This window comes from Lactobacillus sp. PV034, from assembly GCF_014522305.1.
Lineage (GTDB): Bacteria > Bacillota > Bacilli > Lactobacillales > Lactobacillaceae > Lactobacillus.
Genome location: NZ_CP041982.1, coordinates 297,296 through 316,241, shown reverse-complemented (window position 1 = coordinate 316,241; position 18,946 = coordinate 297,296). Strand labels below are relative to the sequence as shown.

Sequence of the window (18,946 nt, the reverse complement as noted above, 5' to 3'; positions counted from 1 at the left end):
ACAATATACTAGCTTTTTACTTACGTTGATAATCTAAAAAAGAATAAGCATACTTATTTTCATTATCTGGTAAATAATTTTCCTCATTAATTAAATGAAACTTACTATAATTTAGCCTTGGCATTTGGACATCCCCTTTGAACTTCTCATGAATTATTGTTCTATGTAAAATCTTGACGTCCTCTTTAAAAAGTTCAAATAAGCTATTGCCACCAATCACACATATTTCTTGCTCTTGATCCTTAATCCACGTCTTTAAATCCGAAATTTGATTGAATACCAAAACATTTTTATTGGTATAATACTTTTTTCTAAAATTATCATCATGACTTAAAACCACATGTAATCTTCCCGGCAAAACTCCTGGCAAACTAGCAAAAGTTTTTCTGCCCATTATTATAGGATGATTAATAGTTAAGTTACGAAAATGATGTAAATCAGCCGGCAGATGCCAAGGTAGCTTACCATGATAACCAATATTTGTGGCCTCATCTTCAGCCCACACGTAACTTATCATCTCTTTCATCCCCCCTTTTTTATTTATACCTTTCCCAATAACTTAACTTAAAATTCATTCAATAACAATTTATGCTAGAATAAATAAGTTAACATATCAAATTTAAAAAGGAGCCTTTTATGGTATTAACTTGGGACATTATTAGACGAACAATTGAAGTTTTGTGGCTAATCAATAACGCCTTTGCAATTTGGACAGTCTTTAGAAGTCAGCGAGATATTGCTTCAACATGGGCTTGGCTCTTAGTTTTAATTCTTTTCCCCTATGTTGGCTTTATTCTCTACCTCTTTACTGGACGTCAATTATCGCATGACGATATCTTTAGTCTACAAAGTGAACAAAAAGAATTTCGTGATCACTTTTTAAAGCGTCAACAAGCACTTTTACGTAAACATCATCTACTACCTGAAGCCGAAAGTAGTAGAAGAACTAGACGCTTAGTAGAGCTCAACTTGGCTAATGATAGTGCAATTTTAACTTTTAATAATCAAGTTCAAACTTTTATTAATGGTGAGAATCTATTTGATAATATTATTGAAAAAATTAATCAAGCTCAAAAGACGGTTGATATTGAATTTTACACTTTTTATGACGATGAATTAGGTAACCGTGTTTTAGCCGCATTAGTCGCTGCCGCAAAACGTGGCGTAAAAGTACGCGTACTCTATGATGCAAGTGGTTCTCGTGGTACTAAGCCAAAATTCTTTGATACTTTAAGAAAATACAATGGTGAAGCTCAACCTTTTATGTCAAGTGCAGGTAATAAATTTTTTACCTCCCCACGATTCAACTATCATTTACACCGTAAACTTGTAATTATTGACCACAAGATTGGTTACATCGGTGGTTTTAATATCGGTGACCAATACGTTGATAAAAGTAAAAAATTTGGTCACTGGCGCGATACTCATTTGCGAGTAGTTGGTCAAGCGGCAGTAATGATGGAAGTAAGATTTGCAATGGATTGGAACACCAGCTGTCGTAAATCTAAACTACCTAAATTTGATTTAGAAAAAGAACTAGATACTTTCACTTTAGCGGAACCAACTGATGATCCGAACTTAGTTCCAATGCAAATTGTTTCTTCTGGTCCAGATAGTCAAAATTTTGCCTTACGTCGAGCTTATGAAGAAATCATTGCCCAATCAAAAGAATACGTCTACATTCAAACTCCTTACCTAATTCCAGGAGATCCAATTTTAGAAGCTTTAATTATTGCAGCTAAAAGTGGGGTTGATGTTAGAGTAATGATACCATGTATGCCCGACCATGCTTTTGTTTACCGCGCTTCAGAATACTATGCTAAGTATCTGACCCGCAATGGTGTTAAAGTTTATAAATATAACAACGGCTTTATTCATGCTAAAACCATGGTCAGTGGTTCTAATATTGCTTCTGTTGGTTCTGCCAACCAAGATTTTAGAAGTTATCAATTAAACTTTGAAGCAAATGCTATTTGTTTTGATGAAGCTTTGAACACTAAGCTAAAACAAATCTTTGAAAATGATATTCTTGAATCTACTCTTTTAACCAACGAGTACTTTGACAAACAATCACGTTGGCACAAGTTCAAAGAATACTTCTCAAGATTGCTTGCCCCAATTTTATAAATTAGACATGTGAAAATGCAGTGCGTTTAAGCACTGCATTTTTTTTAGTCCAAAGGTTTTACTAAGATATAGTCAGTCTGCTTGTCATTTCCTACTACAAAAGTATGTTCACTAAATCTCTTAAAACCATCTTTTTCATAAAACTTTTGGGCATGATAGTTCTTTTCCCAAACCCCTAGCCAAATTTTCTTTTTATTCTTATCGTGAGCAATTTTTTCAGCTAATTGAATTAAAGCCAAACCTAAACCACGATGTTGAAATTTATTATCTAAATAAATTCTTTCAATTTCTAACGCTGCTTCATCAACTTTTTCTGTTTGAGCATCAAATTCATTAACCTTTAAATATCCAGCAACTTCTTTATCTACTAAAATAAAGTAAAACTCACTATTTGGATTCTCTAGCTCTTTAACTAATTTATCTTTACCGTAAGCTTCATCAAGATATTTATTTAAATCGGCTTCACTATTATCAGCACCAAAAGTTTGCGTAAAAGTTAAACGAGAAATAGTCTGTAATTCTTGGACCTGGTTTTCTCTCACTCTTTTAATTTGATAATCATTTTTCATAAAAATTACTCCTCTGACCAATCTAATGTTCATATCATCATAGCAAAAAATAGACCTAAACCAATGTTTAGATCTATTTTATCTTTATTAAAAGTAATAATCTTATTCTTCACCCTTAATAACTTGAGTTCTTGGGTTAGATGGAGCTTTTTCTTTAGAAATAACGCCCTTTTCAACCAATTCATCAATTTGATCTGGATCATAACCAAGTGAAGACAAAATTTCCTTATTGTTTTCACCTAAGTTTGGTGCAGCACTATAAACTGGCTTGTAGTTAGCTAAAGTAAATGGCATCCCAATAGTCTTGAATTTACCACGGTTTCCACCTTGATCAATAGTAACAATAGTTCCATCTGAGTTTAAGTCAGGATCATTTTCTAATTCGTGCCAATCAAGAACCGGCCCAACAGGAATACCAACAGCTCCCAACTTCTCAGTTAATTCAAACTTGTCATAATTCTTAGTGTAAGATTCAATTAATGGATATAATTCTTGCTTGTGTAATTGACGGTGTTCCCAATCTCTAAATCTTGGATCAGTTGCCCATTCTGGGTGACCCATTGTATTAGCAATAGTTTCCCAACTCTTGTTACTGTTTTGAACAACAATATAAACGTAAGCGTTTGGATCAGTTTCCCAACCTTTAGCCTTATAAGTCCAACCAATAACTTGACCACCTTCAGTATTTTCTGCACGTGGAATTGCTTTACCCCACTTAAAGTTTGGATATACAGCATAGTGAGGAAGTGCACCTAAGTTATCAAGCATAATTTGGTCACGTAACTTGATACGAGTTAAGTTCAAAACTGCATCTTGCATTGATTGGTAAACAAAAGTACCTTCACCAGTGTGTTCACGTTGAAGTAAGGCTGCTAAAATACCAATCGTTAAGTGCATCCCTGAGTTTGAGTCACCTAAAGCAGCTGCAGATTGCGTAGGAACATTGTATTTACCTTCGTTCCAACCAGTAGCAGTTGCTGAACCACCAGCTGATTGAGCAACTGGTTCAAAGGCTTTAACATTAGCAAAACGAGAACCTTGGTTGAATCCTTTTAATGAAGCATAAATTAATCTTGGGTTTAACTTGTGAAGCGTATCCCAGCCATAACCAGCTTTTTCAGCAGCTCCTGGTTTAATGTTTTCAACAAAGACATCAGCATCTTTCAAAAGATCGTACATAATCTTCTTACCTTCTGGTGCTTTAATGTCCAAAGTCAAAGATTTCTTGTTGGCATTTAATTGTAAGAAGTAAACACTCCAAGAATCAGCAATATCAAGCAATTCATTTCTAGTTGGGTCACCAGTGTTAGTACGTTCAATCTTAATAACATCGGCACCAAGCCATGCTAATAATTGTGTACATGATGGACCTGATTGAACTTGAGTCCAGTCAACAACTTTAATACCTTTTAATGGTGCATATTCGTTAGTTTCGTTTTCAATATTTTTGTTATTTGGTTCTTTAGTCATTTTTATCTACACTTTCTTTTTCTTCAAGTGGTTCAAGATTCAACTTAGGGTTAAGGTTACCAATGTGACCAGATTCTTTACCCATGGCTGGGTCTAATTGAACGTTAATAATATTTGGTTTACCTGAAGCAACGGCCTTAGCAAAGGTATCCTTCATTTCTTCGTAGTTAGTTACGAAGTAATTATCTCCGCCAAATGCTTTAGCAAGTAAATCATAGTGAGCAGTTGGATCAAGTTGAGTTGGACCAGGTTGATCAGGGACAACTTTATCAATACCATTATAAATACCACCATTATTAAGAATGACAATAGTAATTGGTAAGTGGTAACGACAAATGGTTTCAATTTCCATACCATCAAAACCAAAAGCACTATCACCTTCAAGGGCAACAACTGGTTTACCAGTTTCAACAGCAGTCGCAATTGCATAACCCATGCCGACACCCATGACACCCCAAGTACCAGTGTCAAGACGGTGACGTGGTAATTGCATACCAATCATGTCACGACCAATGTCCAAAGTGTTGGCACCTTCACTTACTAAGTAAGTTTCAGGATGTTCTTGGAAGTATTCCTTAATTGGATCAATTGCTGCATAGAAACCAAACTCAGGTTTTGTCTTACCTTTTTCAATTCTTTGTGCAAATTTTTCATCATTTTTAGTAGTATCAGCAGCAATTGCATCAAGCCAAGCAGAATCTACTTTGTAATTAGTTGCTTTCAAGGCTGGAACTAACTTATTCAAAATAGATTGTAAGTCACCTTGAAGTGGCGCATCAATTTTTTGTGAAGAATCAAATTGTGTTGCATCAATATCTAATTGAATGAATTTTGCATCTGGATTGAATTGTGGAGCATCACCATATGAAAGCATCCAGTTCAAACGTGCTCCAACTAAAATAACAACATCCGCATTCTTTAATGAAAGTGAACGAGCTGCAGCGGCTGAATGTTTGTCATCATCAGGGATAACACCTTTAGCCATTGACATTGGTAAGAATGGAATATCAGTGGCATCAACTAATTCTTGTAATTGCTTTTCACTGCGATCATAAGCAGCGCCCTTACCGATAATCATCAAAGGCTTCTTAGCTGACTTAATTAGATCAACTGCTCTTTGAATAGCTTGATCACTAGGCTCTTGTGCTGGAGCGGGATCAACAGGAGCAAAGATTCCTTGGTCTACTTGATCAGTTGCATTATTCAATTGGGTAATTGTATCTGCTGGTAAGTCTAAGTAAACACCACCTGGACGACCAGATACTGCAGTTCTTACTGCACGAGCTACTGCTAAGCCAACATCTTCAGCGCGATCTACACGGTAAGCCTTCTTACAAAATGGCTTAGCAGCATTATATTGGTCTAATCCTTCATAATCACCCTGTGAAAGATCAATAATATGACGTTCTGAAGAACCAGAAATCATAATTAATGGGAAACAGTTCTTTGTAGCTTGTGCTAAAGCAGTTAATCCATTTAAAAATCCTGGAGCAGAAACTGTTAAGGCAACACCCGGTTGTTTATTTAAGAAACCTGCACCTGCTGCAGCATCAACAGCTGAATCTTCTCTTCTAAATCCGTAATATTTCATTCCACGTAATTCCATTAGACGAGCTAAATCAGTTACGGGAATACCAACAATACCATATACATTTTTAACACCGTTTTTTTGAAGTGCTTCTACCAAGATATTAGCACCAGTACGGTTTAATAAATCTTCAGACATGTTATCCCTCCTAAAATTCTCTACATTTTATTTATAAATTAAAATTTTTTTCAATTCAAATTCTAAGACCTCAATTTTAATTTTATTTCTTTATTTACTAAAGGATAGTATTTATTAAAAAAAGCTTTCGGATAATTCCGAAAGCTTTTTATTTACTACTCGTTGCTTTTTTATTAGCTTTATAAGTATGAATAATATCCATATGCCATGAGTAAACACCACAAGTAGTAGCAATTAAACCTAACAAAATGGTACCTGAATAAATGATTCTTTTCATAATAAATCCCTCCTAACTACTAGTAACTATAGTTAAGAAGAATTAACTTTTCAATTAATAAGCCTCAAAAAAATACTGCTAATCCCATCGCGACTAGCAGTACTTACAATCAATTTTATTTAAAACTAAGCGCCTTCCATTTGAACTAGACTGAAGATATCAGTGTCTGGGAACTTTTCTCTTCCCTTCAAATCTGGAAGTTCAATGTAAAAGGCTGCACCAACAACTTCGCCACCCATTCTTTCAACTAATTCTTTAGTTGCATGCAAAGTACCAGCGGTTGCCATTAAGTCATCACAAATAACTACTTTTTGACCAGGTTTAATAGCGTCCTTATGCATTTCAAGCGAATTAGAGCCATATTCCAAATCATAAGAAGCTTTTTCAGTTTCTCGAGGTAATTTACCAGGTTTACGAGCCGGAATAAAACCAACACCTAATTCAGTTGCTACAGGACAGCCCACGATAAATCCACGTGCTTCTGGTCCAACAATAACTTCTGCTCCGCGGCTTTTAGCATATTCTGCTAACTCATGAGTAGCAGCACGATATAACTTACCATCTTGCAAAATTGGAGTTATATCACGAAAAACAATTCCTTCATTAGGAAAATTTTGAACGCTGGCAATGTACTTCTTAAAATCAACTGACATATAAAGCTGACCTCTCCTTTGACTTTAAAATTATAATAAGTCTTTGACTGCTTTATTTTACCAGAAATATAGGTAAAAAGCACTCTCAGACCTATTTTTAATAAAATATAAATTATTGCATTAGTTTCTTAACATAATTTATTAACTGTTCACTTGGCATATGCCGTAACTGCTGAGTGAATTTAATCTGCGCATTAATTCCCTTTAAATAATTAGAAGTAGTTAAAGGCTTCTTTTCAGGATTTTTCTCAGCAATAATTCTCCCATCTTGATAAGAGACAAACTTCAATTCAAAGAATACCCTTAAGATAAACAAAATACTATCATAGTCTAAACCTAAATAAGGTGCTGCTTCTTGGTAATCATTCAAACTCAAATTTGGATGCGCATAAATATATTTTAAAATTGTACCAAAAGCATCTTTACTTGGAATACTTTGAACTGGCAATTCATCTAAAATAAATCGCAAATAAAGCTGCTGATAACTATTGCTTAAGGCCTGATCTAATTCATTTTTATTTCTTGGTGTATCTAAGAGGACCGCTGTTTCATCACTCAAATTATAGTCTTTTACTAAACTAATATGATCTTTACTAATTCCTAAACCATTTTCAACCCAAGGAATTAGTTTTTTATCAAATAATAAATAACGATCCGCAAAACCCATAATGTAATTTTCTTGACGTAAATCAATTACCTTACTTGGTACTGCGAGAGTAGGTGCTCCATAACTAATATCGTCAATCATCCCTTGCAAATTAACCTTATTGCGCCATTGATTCAAAGATAAAGTAACATATAAGGTCTTAATAAAGGATAGCAGATTAGAATTTAGATAAGCTTTGTTGAAACCAACAACTTCTAACTTACCTCCATCTTTACTTGCTATAAATTTAACATGATTTTTCTCCTTGCCCATCTTAAAGAAATGAGAAATTTGGGGTTCTGTGATTGTAAAAATAGGTTCAGGATTACCGGTACCAAAAGGTCCCACTAAATTAATTTGATTCATTAATTCAGGCTTCAGCTCAGACATTGGCAATTCCATATCGTACTCTTTAACTTCTAAATTATCACTTACATGATAATTTTCTTCAAAAGTTTTTCTAAGCTTGGAAATATTTTCCTCTTCAAGCGAAAGTCCACAGGCAAAATCATGACCACCAAACTTTGTTAATAGATCTCCATTAAGTGGTTCTAAAGCATCAAAAAGATTGAATCCTTCAACTGATCTGCCTGATCCTTTGACTTCATCTAATTCATTTTTCGTAAGAACAATTGTCGGTTTGTGCAATGCTTCTACCACTTTATTAGCTACTAAGCCCAAGACACCTTCGTGGAAATCTGGATGATAGATCACTAATGTATTAGCATGTTGCCAACCTTTTTCTTTAACTTCTTGTAAGCAAGCTTGAAAGACTTCGTTAGTTAACTCTTTTCGTTTCTCATTTAAATCTTCGATTTGCTGGGCAATTTTTTGAGCCTGTTCTTCATCATCAGTTAAAAGTAATTGCACTGCTAATTCAGCATTTGCTAAACGACCAACCGCATTTAGACGCGGAGCAATATTAAATCCAATATCAGTTGCAGTAATTTGTCCTAGATTAAGACCTGATAACTTGATTAAGGCACGCAATCCTGGTCGTTCACTTTGATTAATCATTTCTAAACCACGTTTAACAATGATATGACCTTCCCCAGTTACTTTTACCATATCCCCAATAGTACCAATCATCGCTAACTCGAGCATTTCACTCATTGAGTCATCCATCAGGGCACGACAAATTGTATAAGCAACTCCTGCTCCGCAATAATCATCAAAAGGATATTTTTGTCCTGGATAATTACAATGAACAATTGCATAAGCATCCGGAACTTCACTTTGAACGGTATGATGATCAGTTATAATCGTGTCTACACCATGCTTTTTAGCGTATTCTACTTCTTCCACACCAGTCACACCATTATCTACTGTAATAATTAAATCAGTCCCATTTTCAACTAGTTCTTTATAACGATTAAGGTTGGGACCATAACCATCTTTAAAACGATCCGGAATAAAATAGTGCACATCTGCACCTAAAATAGATAAGGTTTCAACCATAATGGTAGTTGAAGTGATTCCATCAGCATCATAATCACCATAGATTGTAATTTTTTCGCCATTATCGATTGCCTGATTGATTCTTTCAATTGCCTTATCCATATCATGCATCAAATATGGATCAGCTAAGTCATATTCGGAAGCATTAAACCATTTTTCTAATTTTTCAGCAGTATTAATCTCCCTTAATGAAAACAACTTAGCCTGGATGGGGCTAAGTTGAAATTCATCAATTAGTTCTTCCGCTAAGGGATTAGCTTCTCTTTGTTTCCATTTCATAATTTAAACACTTCAAGTTCTAAGTAATAAATAATTTTTTAACAGATATTAACTATTATATTAGGAAAAAACTTTCTAAGCAATGGTTCTCAAACTACAAAAATAGCTTAATTATCATTCTCATTGATAATTAAGCTAAAAATTTTACTTTAATTTAAATACCTGTAAATTTTTATCGGTTGCTTTTTCAGTCTTAATCAGATTACCTCTAACGGCCCAACGATTAACACCACCGTCAGCACAAGTTATTAAGGTAACAATATTTTGCTTAGTATTATTTACAAGCCAAACTGCAGTAGGATCAACTTTTTTCTTCATATAGATTTTATAAACATAAATCTTTTTAAGATCAGTTAAATAAACCTTTTCTCCAACTTTTGCACTTTCTAATGGTGAAAATAGAACTCCTTTAGCTGTCATATAGTGTCCTGCTAAGGGATAATTTCCTTTACCCATAACTTGGTCAGCACGCATAGTACCTCCACCAGTGGACATGGCATCATTACTCAAGCCTTTCATTATTGGAAGATACATTTTAACAGCTGGAACGGCTAGTGCACCAATTGCATCGGCAGTATTATTGACCCGAGATTTTGTTACTTGACTAAAGTCAATTTCTTGAACTTTGGAGTAATCAAACATCCCCTTTTTCTTTTCATTCTTTTCAATCGTGCTACGATCTAATTTTTTAAGAGCACTGGTTTGATTTTGAGTTACCATGTAATCTCGAATTTGTGCATTAAAAATCATGCCCAAACCAATAATCAATAAGATTACCGCAGCAATCCTTAACCAGATAACTTTTTTTGGTGTCTTCTTTTTATTATTTTCACTCATTATTCTTTTTCCTTAAGATAAAAGTATACTTAATTTACTTAGATTTTATGTAGAAACCACAGATGATCAACCAAAATATTGTAATTTCAAGCTTTTAAGTCAACTTATTTACCTTTGATATCTTCATCATTCATTTGCAATACAGCCATAAATGCATCTTGTGGCACTTCTACTTTACCAACAGCCTTCATTCGTTTCTTACCACGACGTTGTTTTTCAAGTAACTTAGCCCGACGATCAGGATCCCCGGTGTGGATTTTCCAAGTAACATCCTTACGATAAGGCTTAATAGTAGCACGAGAAATAATCTTAGCTCCAATTGCACCTTGAATATCAACTTCAAAGTTCTGACGTGGAATTAACTTCTTAAGTAAAGTAGTCATTTGCCGTGCACGAACTTGTGCTTCATCACGGTGAGCAATAAAACTTAAAGCATCAATTGGCTCCTTGTTGAGAAGCATGTCAATCTTAACCAAATTAGTGGCACGATAGCCGGTGATCTCATAATCAAGAGAAGCATAACCTTTAGTTGAAGATTTGAGATCATCAAAGAAGTCAAAAATTATTTCTGCCAGTGGCATATTATATTTAACATTTACCCGGTATTTATCCATGTAGTCCATCGTGATAAATTCTCCGCGTTTACGTTGGCATAATTCCATTACTGGTCCCACAAAATCATCGGGAACCATAATTTCAGCCTTAACATAAGGTTCCTGAACTTCTTTATATTCACCTGCTTCAGGTAAATCAGCCGGGTTATCAATCAACTTAGTTGAGCCATCATTCATAATCGCGTGATAGTCTACACTTGGTGCGGTCATGATTAAATCAATCCCGAATTCTTGCTCTAGTCTCTCTTGGACTACGTCCATATGAAGTAAGCCTAAAAAACCACAACGGAAACCAAAACCAAGAGCTTGGGAAGTTTCAGGTTCAAATTCAAGAGCAGCATCATTTAATTGTAATTTTTGAAGTGCTTCTTTTAAATCATCATACTTTTGATTATCAACTGGATACATTCCGGAATAAACCATTGGTGGAATTTGACGATAACCTGGCAATGGTTCTGGAGTAGGATTTTGTGCACTAGTAATGGTATCACCTACTCGAGTTTCACGAACAGATTTAATATTGGCTGTAATATATCCTACATCTCCAGCAATAAGCATATCTTTTTTGACAGGGTTAGGACTAGAAACACCTACTTCAGTAACTTCAAAGTCCTTCCCAGTATTCATAATTCTAATCTTATCACCAGGTTTAACGGTACCTTCTTCAATTCGAACTGCTAAAACAACACCACGGTAATCGTCATATTTTGAATCAAAAATCAAGGCCTTAAGCGGAGCTTCAATGTCACCTTCTGGTGCAGGAATATCTTGAACAATTCTTTCAAGTAATTCTGGAATTCCTTGACCAGTTTTCCCTGATACTTCAACTGCATCTTCAGCATCTAAACCGATCATTTCTTCAATTTCACCCTTACACATTTCTGGATCTGCAGAAGGTAAGTCAATCTTATTGATAACGGGCAGAATTTCCAAATCATCATCAATCGCTAAATAAGTATTGGCTAAAGTCTGTGCTTGCACTCCTTGAGTGGCATCAACTACTAAAAGAGCACCCTCACAAGCAGCCAAAGAACGAGACACTTCATATGAAAAGTCCACGTGTCCTGGAGTATCAATTAAGTGAAAAATATAATCTTCACCATTTTTAGCATGGTATTTTACTTGCACAGAGTTCAACTTAATCGTAATTCCACGTTGACGCTCTAATGGCATATCATCAAGTAATTGTTCTTTTAATTGTCTTTTTGAGACAGTATCAGTTAACTCTAAAATTCGGTCGGCAATTGTAGACTTACCGTGGTCAATGTGCGCTACAATTGAAAAGTTTCTAATATGTTTTTGGTAATCTTTTAATTTTTTAATATCCATAAATTCGCCTTTTTCACCTATTTAATTATAGCAAAGGGCCAAAACAAAAGAAAAAGAATAGGAAAATTTCTCCTATTCTTTTTAACTTTATAAAAATTACGTATTAATGAAGATCAAACTTATCCTTCATTCTCTCAAAAAAGCCTTTTTCTTGCGGAGAAATATTTCCTCCACCTGCCTTAACATAATCAACTAAAGCTTGCTTTTGCTTATCATTAATCTTCTTAGGAATTTGAATAGTCACAGTTACTTCTTGATCACCACGACCACTACCATTTAATTTTGGTACCCCTTCTCCGCGTAATTTGAAGTGGGTATTTGGTTGAGTGCCTGCAGGGATCTTAAGTGCTACTTTCCCATCAACAGTATCAACTTGGATTTGGTCACCCAAAGCTGCCTGTGCAAATGAAATTGGGACATCAGAATAAATTGTAGTACCTCGACGAGTAAATTTCTTACTTGGTTTTACTCTAAAGACAATGAATAAGTCTCCGTATGGTCCACCATTTTTACCGGCTTCTCCATCGCCATTTTTACGCATTTGTTGACCATTATCAATTCCTGCTGGTACATCAATTTGAACAGTATGCTTCTTTTCAACTGTTCCTTCACCATGACAAGTTGGGCATGGGTGCTCAATAATTTGACCGCGTCCATTACACTTATCACAAACAGCTTGTTGCTGCATCATACCAAATGGTGTTTGGCGTGTCTTCATGACCACACCAGAGCCGTGACACTGATCACAAGTAATTGGATGTGTACCTTTAGCCGGTCCACTTCCATGACAAGTAGCACATACTTCATTACGGTTGTAAGAAACTTGGGTCTTCTTACCTTTGATTGCATCCATAAAATCAAGATCTAAAGTATAATCTAAATCTTGACCCTTTTGTGGTGCAGTAGGATCAACTCGACGACTGCGACCGCCACCAAAAAGATCACTAAAGATATCACCAAAATCACCGAAACCGCCAAATCCTTGACCGGCATTACCAAAGCCACCTTGACCGCCAAAACCGCCTTGGCCGTTTACACCAGCTTGGCCAAATTGATCATATTGAGCACGTTTTTGCTTGTCATGAAGAACTTCATAAGCTTCATTTACTTCTTTATATTTTTCTTCAGCACCAGGTTCATGGTTGATGTCTGGGTGATATTTTTTAGCTAGTTTACGATAAGCTGAACTAATCTCTTTATCAGTTGCATTCTTGCTTACACCCAGCACTTCATAATAATCACGTTGTGCCATCAATAAACTCCTTTAATTTATAAAAGAAAAGAACTACAGGGTGCAGTTCTTTTCTTAATGGTATTTATATTATACCTATATTACTTTTCAGGGTCCACCTTGTGGAAATCATCATCAACTGTTGGGCCGTCGTTACCATTTGAGTTGTCGTTTGGTTGATCACCTTGTGGGTTTGGACCTGCTTGGCCTCCAGCTCCTTGTGCCCCACCATTTTGTTGGTAAAGCTTAACTGCTAAGTCTTGAGCAACTTTAGATAAAGCATCTTTCTTAGCTTTCATTTCTTCAAGGTTATTATCCTTTTGAGCCTTCTTCAAATCTTCTAAGGCATCCTTAACCTTCTTAATTTCGTCTTCAGGAACCTTGCCATCAACTTCCTTCAAAGTCTTTTCGGTAGTGAAGATTAATTGGTCAACTTCATTACGTAAGTCAACTTCTTCCTTCTTCTTGTTATCTTCTTCAGCGTGTTCTTCAGCTTCTTTTTGCATACGCTTGATTTCTTCGTCAGATAAACCAGATGAAGACTTAATAGTAATCTTTTGTTCCTTACCAGTTCCCATATCCTTTGCAGAAACATTTACAATACCGTTCTTGTCGATATCGAAAGTAACTTGAATTTGTGGCACACCACGTGGTGCTGGTGGAATATCAGTTAATTCAAAGCGTCCAAGTGTCTTATCATCAGCTGCCATTGGACGTTCACCTTGTAAAACATGAACATCTACAGCTGGTTGATTATCAGCAGCAGTTGAGAAAATTTGGCTCTTTGAAGTTGGAATAGTAGTGTTTCTATCAATTAACTTAGTGAAGACGCCACCCATTGTTTCAATACCTAATGACAATGGAGTAACATCAAGTAAAACAACGTCCTTAACGTCACCAGAGATAACCCCACCTTGAATTGCAGCACCAAGAGCAACAGCTTCATCAGGGTTGATTGAGTGATCAGGTTCCTTGCCAGCCCACTTCTTAACAGCTTCTTGAACAGCTGGAATACGAGTTGAACCACCATTTAAGATAACCTTATCAATATCACCAACTGATAAACCAGCATCTTTCAAGGCATTATCAAACGGAATCTTAGTTTTTTCAACTAAATCATTAGTTAATTCATCAAACTTAGCACGAGTTAAGTCTACTTCTAAGTGAAGTGGACCAGCTTCGCCAGCAGAAATGAATGGAAGTGAAATGTGAGTTGAAGATACACCTGATAGGTCTTTCTTAGCTTTTTCAGCGGCATCTTTCAAACGTTGTAAAGCCATCTTATCTTTAGAAAGGTCAATTCCATTATCTGCTTTAAAGTTTTCGATTAACCAATCCATGATCTTCTTATCAAAGTCATCCCCACCTAGGTGAGTATCACCATTAGTTGAAAGTACTTGGAAAACACCATCCCCTAATTCAAGGACAGAAACATCAAAAGTACCTCCACCAAGGTCATAAACTAAGATTTTTTCATCAGCATCATCTTTATCTAAACCATAAGCAAGTGAACTAGCAGTAGGTTCATTAATAATTCTTTGTACATTTAAGCCAGCAATTTTACCAGCATCCTTAGTAGCTTGTCTTTGAGCATCATTAAAGTAAGCAGGTACAGTAATAACAGCATCAGTTACTTCTTCACCAAGATAATCTTCTGAGAACTTCTTAATGTATTGCAAGATCATAGCAGAAATCTCTTGAGGAGTATATTCCTTATCTCCTACCTTAACCTTGTAACCTTCTTCACCCATGTGACTTTTAATTGAAGTGATAGTGTTTGGGTTAGTGATAGCTTGTCTCTTAGCAGCTTCACCTACTTGAATTTCACCATCTTTAAAAGCAACTACAGAAGGAGTGGTACGACTACCTTCTGGGTTAGTAATAATCTTTGGTTCTTTTCCTTCTAAGACAGCAACTGCTGAGTTAGTAGTACCTAAGTCAATTCCAATAACTTTTGACATATAAATTACTTCCTTTCGCTATTGTGCTACGACAACCATAGCTGGTCTTAATGTACGATCTTTATATTGATATCCTTTTTGTAAAACTTGAACTACATGGTCCTTTTGATCATCACTCTCAGCAGCTACCGTTTGAACTGCTTGATGTAAGTTAGGATCGAATTTTTCGCCCTCAGCTTTTATTTCAGTAATACCGTGATCATTCATCGCTCTTACTAAAGCATCAAGAGTCATTTGCACTCCCTTTTGCAATTGTAAGGCAGCTTCATCATCTGCTTTAACAGCTAGGGCACGTTCTAAGTTGTCCATTGCTGGTAAAACATCTTTTGCCAAATTTTGTGATTCATATTTAATTAATTGCGCACGCTCTTTTGAATAACGGTTTTGCATATTTTGATTTTCTGCTTCACTTCTTAAATACTTGTCTTCAAGTTCTTTATTCTTTTCAGTTAAAGCATCAATCTTTAATTCTAATTCACTAATCTTAGCATTATTATCCTCTGGGTGAGATTTATCGGACTCAGTAGTTTTTTGCTTATCTTCTACCTTTGCCTTTGAATCTTCCTTTAGAGCTGATGAAGTATCTTTATCTAAATCCTTTTCATGTGGAAATTCTTCTTTACTCACAGCTAACCTCCTCTATTTAAATCTACCGTAGTAATCAAGTAGCTTTTTCGCTAACTCATCTCTAAAGTAATCGAGTAAACCGATCATCTGCGAGTACGGCATATTTGTTGGACCTAAAAGGGCGATTGTTCCCTTTCCATATTTACCAACACTATATTCTGCAGTTAATAGACTATAATTCTTCAATAGATCGGAAGGCAGTTCAGAACCAAGCTTTACTTGAATCTTGGAATTTCCTTTACCAACCATATCTTCTGGGTTAAAGTCAATTAAATTAGAAATAAGATCCTCTTTATGATCAATCAATTCATACAATGATTTAAGCTGAGAAACATCATTACTTTCAAAGTTATTAAGTAAATTAATCTGTCCATCAACATACATTTGTTCACTTGCAGCATCTTTAATTACATCCTGCAACAAGTCAAGTACTTGCGGAGCTGATGAACGATTAATTAACTGATGTGAAATCTCATTGAGTAATGAAGAATTAATTTCACTTAGATGTTTGCCTACTAAATGACTATTAATTAAATCTACTGCCTTTTCAATTTCTTCAGCCTTGGCATTATGAGGTAATGTGTAAACTTGATTTTTAACGTTACCATCATCAGTTACCAAAATCGCCATTACTTGATAAGAAGAAATTGGGACAATCCTAAAACCAGTAATCTTAACATCCTTCGTTTCAGGACCGGCTGCAAAAGCAGTATAATCAGTTAAATCAGATAAGATCTTTGCGGCTTCTTGAACAATTTCATTAACTTGGTGAAATGGTTGATTAAGTTGATAGCCAATCTTTTCATAAATTGAACTTGGAACTTGAACTGGATTAATTAAGTGGTCAAGATAATAACGGTATCCCCTTGTAGAAGGAATTCTTCCACTAGATGAGTGTGTTTTTTCTAATAACCCTGCTTCTTCCAGAGCTGCCATTTCATTACGAATTGTCGCACTTGAAACCTTTATTGGTAATTGGGACATAACGGTCTTCGAGCCAACAGGCTCATGCATTTGCGTAAAGTCTTTAATAATAGTTTTTAAAATTAACTCTTGCCGTTCGGTCAACATTTTTCTCGCCCCTTTATTAGCACTCAAGTTTTTGCTGTGCTAACAATTATAATGATAGCAAATTTTAGCAATAATGCAAGAAGAGTGCTAAATTTATTTGAAAATTAAGTAACTAATGTAAAAAAACAACGAAATAATAAGAATTCTCTCATCACTTCGTTATCTTTTAATTCAAAATCTTTATTTATTTTTCTCTAGATTGTGAAAGTAAGCCTGAATATTAGCTTGATCTTTTTCCAGCTGTGCTCTCAGTTCAGGAATACCCGCAAATTTAATATTACCCCGAATAAACTTGTACCAAGCAATTGTCATTGCCTTACCATAAGCCTCTTCATCAAAACCAAACAAATGGGTTTCAATAGTTAATTCTTTATTTTCGAAAGTATCATTATAACCTACACTGGTCATAGAATCATACCACTGTCCATCAATTAAGGTACGTGTCGCATAAACTCCTTCAGCTGGAATAACCTTGTCACCTTCAACTTGCAAGTTGGCAGTGGGAAAACCAATTTGATGACCACGTCGATAGCCTCTAACGATTATTCCAGAAGTGGTGTAAGGCTCACCTAAAAGCTTATTAGCTAGTTCAATTTTTCCAGTTTCAATTGCATTTCGAATAACTGTTGATCCTACTTTTTCTCCACCATCCATATGTTTTGGTTCAACCACAATATCAAACCTTCCTTTAACAAACTTAGGTAAGTTTTCAATATTAGCGACATCTTTAGGTCCGTATGTATAATCAAAACCGACAACTGCAGTATCAATATTTAATTTAAGCAAAACCTTGTCGATAAATTCCTGTGGCTTCAATTTACTGAAGTTTTTATCAAAGTCCACTACCAGTAAATAATCAACATTCATTTTTGCTAACTTTTCTTCTTTTTCCTTTAGAGTATTAAGATAAACAAAAGTTTTATCATTTTGATAAATTTCTTTTGGGTGACGATTAAAAGTCATGACCCCCAAAGGTAACCCTTTTTTTGTTGCAATTTCTTTAGCATGTTTGATTAAGGCTTGATGACCACGATGAAGTCCATCAAAAAAACCTAAAGCTAAAACAATCTTATCTTTAACTGGCTTTTCCTTAATTGGATACTTTATTGAAACTACTTTCACTTCTGATTCCTCTTTATTCGTTGTTTAAAAGCATTAAATCAGGACGATAATCTTGTCCTACTTTTTTATAAATTGCTTTTATCTTATTATTAAACCTTAATGCTACTTTTTCAGTCGTAATATTTAATTTAATTGCGGCACCATTTTTTACGCGATTAAATTGATCTTGAGATAAATCTATCGTTTGATAATCGCTGAAGAATTCATCAATTGGTTGTAACCATTTTTCTGGCTGATCAAGATTTTCTTCAATATCAGCTAAACTAACAGCATGATTAATATTAAAACCTGAACTTGCGATTCTAGTCAAACTAGTCATGACAGCTGGCATTTCTAACTGCGTTCCTAGATCATTCACTAATGATCGGACGTAAGTACCCTTAGAACATTTAATCGCAAAATCAAATTCTTGTGTTTTATGTTCTTTATCATACCTTAATTCATTGGTTAACTGATAATTAAACACTTCAACTTTTCTTTTTGGACGCTCAACAGGAATATTTTTTCTTGCATATTCATATAAACGCATTCCATTTACTCTCACTGCTGAATAAATTGGTGGAACTTGCTCTAATTCACCAGTTAATCTGTCCATCCCACTACTAATTTCTTCACGTGTAAAGGGCTGTTCAACTGCTTTAGTTGCAAGTACATGACCATCTAAATCATAACTATCAGTTGCTAGACCAAACCTTCCTGTTCCTATATAGGCTTTAGGTTTTTGGTGCATTAATTCAATTAATTTAGTTGCCTGTCCAATTGCAATCGGTAAGACTCCATTTACTTCTGGATCCAACGTACCTGCGTGACCAATTTTTCTAATATGAAGCAATTTTCTTAGCTTATAGACACAGTCACTACTGGTCATTCCTCGATCCTTATTAAGTACAACAATACCATTTAACATCAAAATTCTCCTAATACCTAAATTAAAAGACGTCAACAACTC

16 protein-coding genes are annotated in these 18,946 nt (G+C 35.2%); 1 reads left to right on the top strand and 15 read right to left on the bottom strand.

Going from position 1 to position 18,946, the window contains the following annotated elements:
• Nucleotides 1-16: 16 nt before the first annotated feature.
• Nucleotides 17-517, bottom strand: coding sequence for a dihydrofolate reductase (locus tag FP432_RS01660; RefSeq protein WP_265489576.1), 501 nt, complete (start codon nt 515-517; stop codon nt 17-19).
• Nucleotides 518-636: 119 nt separating this feature from the next.
• On the opposite strand from FP432_RS01660, the gene cls reads away from it, so the two are divergent.
• Nucleotides 637-2,127: a cardiolipin synthase gene (gene cls / locus FP432_RS01655; protein ID WP_265489135.1), complete on the top strand. Its 1,491-nt coding sequence runs from the start codon at nt 637-639 to the stop codon at nt 2,125-2,127.
• Between the two features lie 44 nt (nt 2,128-2,171).
• On the opposite strand, the gene FP432_RS01650 is transcribed toward cls, so the two are convergent.
• From FP432_RS01650 to truB, 14 genes are all read right to left on the bottom strand, one after another.
• A complete protein-coding gene (locus FP432_RS01650) occupies nt 2,172-2,696 on the bottom strand; it encodes a GNAT family N-acetyltransferase (RefSeq protein WP_265489134.1) in 525 nt (174 codons plus the stop codon).
• Nucleotides 2,697-2,798: 102 nt separating this feature from the next.
• Entirely contained in the window at nt 2,799-4,166 is a 1,368-nt protein-coding gene (gene frc / locus FP432_RS01645) for a formyl-CoA transferase (protein WP_265489133.1), read from the bottom strand.
• Complete coding sequence (gene oxc, locus FP432_RS01640) at nt 4,159-5,892, bottom strand: oxalyl-CoA decarboxylase (protein WP_265489131.1); 1,734 nt, start codon at nt 5,890-5,892, stop codon at nt 4,159-4,161. The genes frc and oxc overlap by 8 nt, the downstream gene beginning before the upstream one ends.
• Nucleotides 5,893-6,040: 148 nt before the next feature.
• The gene (locus tag FP432_RS01635) at nt 6,041-6,169 is read right to left on the bottom strand and encodes a hypothetical protein (RefSeq protein WP_265489128.1); all 129 of its coding nucleotides are present in this window, start codon (nt 6,167-6,169) and stop codon (nt 6,041-6,043) included.
• A 125-nt stretch (nt 6,170-6,294) separates the two neighbouring features.
• Nucleotides 6,295-6,822, bottom strand: coding sequence for an adenine phosphoribosyltransferase (locus FP432_RS01630; RefSeq protein WP_265489127.1), 528 nt, complete (start codon nt 6,820-6,822; stop codon nt 6,295-6,297).
• 112 nt (nt 6,823-6,934) lie between these two features.
• A complete protein-coding gene (gene recJ, locus FP432_RS01625) occupies nt 6,935-9,205 on the bottom strand; it encodes a single-stranded-DNA-specific exonuclease RecJ (protein WP_265489126.1) in 2,271 nt (756 codons plus the stop codon).
• Between the two features lie 144 nt (nt 9,206-9,349).
• Complete coding sequence (locus FP432_RS01620; protein ID WP_265489125.1) at nt 9,350-10,042, bottom strand: class A sortase; 693 nt, start codon at nt 10,040-10,042, stop codon at nt 9,350-9,352.
• Between the two features lie 104 nt (nt 10,043-10,146).
• Nucleotides 10,147-11,985, bottom strand: a complete 1,839-nt coding sequence (gene lepA, locus FP432_RS01615) for a translation elongation factor 4 (protein WP_265489124.1) — start codon at nt 11,983-11,985, stop codon at nt 10,147-10,149.
• A gap of 103 nt (nt 11,986-12,088) precedes the next feature.
• Nucleotides 12,089-13,237 carry a molecular chaperone DnaJ gene (dnaJ, locus tag FP432_RS01610; RefSeq protein WP_265489123.1) on the bottom strand — a complete coding sequence of 383 codons (1,149 nt, stop codon included), beginning with the start codon at nt 13,235-13,237 and terminating at the stop codon, nt 12,089-12,091.
• Nucleotides 13,238-13,317: 80 nt separating this feature from the next.
• Nucleotides 13,318-15,177 carry a molecular chaperone DnaK gene (gene dnaK / locus FP432_RS01605; protein ID WP_265489122.1) on the bottom strand — a complete coding sequence of 620 codons (1,860 nt, stop codon included), beginning with the start codon at nt 15,175-15,177 and terminating at the stop codon, nt 13,318-13,320.
• 18 nt (nt 15,178-15,195) lie between these two features.
• On the bottom strand, nt 15,196-15,804 hold the full coding sequence (gene grpE, locus FP432_RS01600) for a nucleotide exchange factor GrpE (protein WP_265489121.1): 609 nt from the start codon (nt 15,802-15,804) through the stop codon (nt 15,196-15,198).
• 12 nt (nt 15,805-15,816) lie between these two features.
• Nucleotides 15,817-16,875 carry a heat-inducible transcriptional repressor HrcA gene (gene hrcA / locus FP432_RS01595; RefSeq protein ID WP_265489120.1) on the bottom strand — a complete coding sequence of 353 codons (1,059 nt, stop codon included), beginning with the start codon at nt 16,873-16,875 and terminating at the stop codon, nt 15,817-15,819.
• Nucleotides 16,876-17,055: 180 nt separating this feature from the next.
• Nucleotides 17,056-17,997: a riboflavin biosynthesis protein RibF gene (gene ribF, locus FP432_RS01590; RefSeq protein WP_265489119.1), complete on the bottom strand. Its 942-nt coding sequence runs from the start codon at nt 17,995-17,997 to the stop codon at nt 17,056-17,058.
• 13 nt (nt 17,998-18,010) lie between these two features.
• Nucleotides 18,011-18,904, bottom strand: a complete 894-nt coding sequence (gene truB / locus FP432_RS01585; protein ID WP_265489118.1) for a tRNA pseudouridine(55) synthase TruB — start codon at nt 18,902-18,904, stop codon at nt 18,011-18,013.
• Nucleotides 18,905-18,946: the final 42 nt, after the last annotated feature.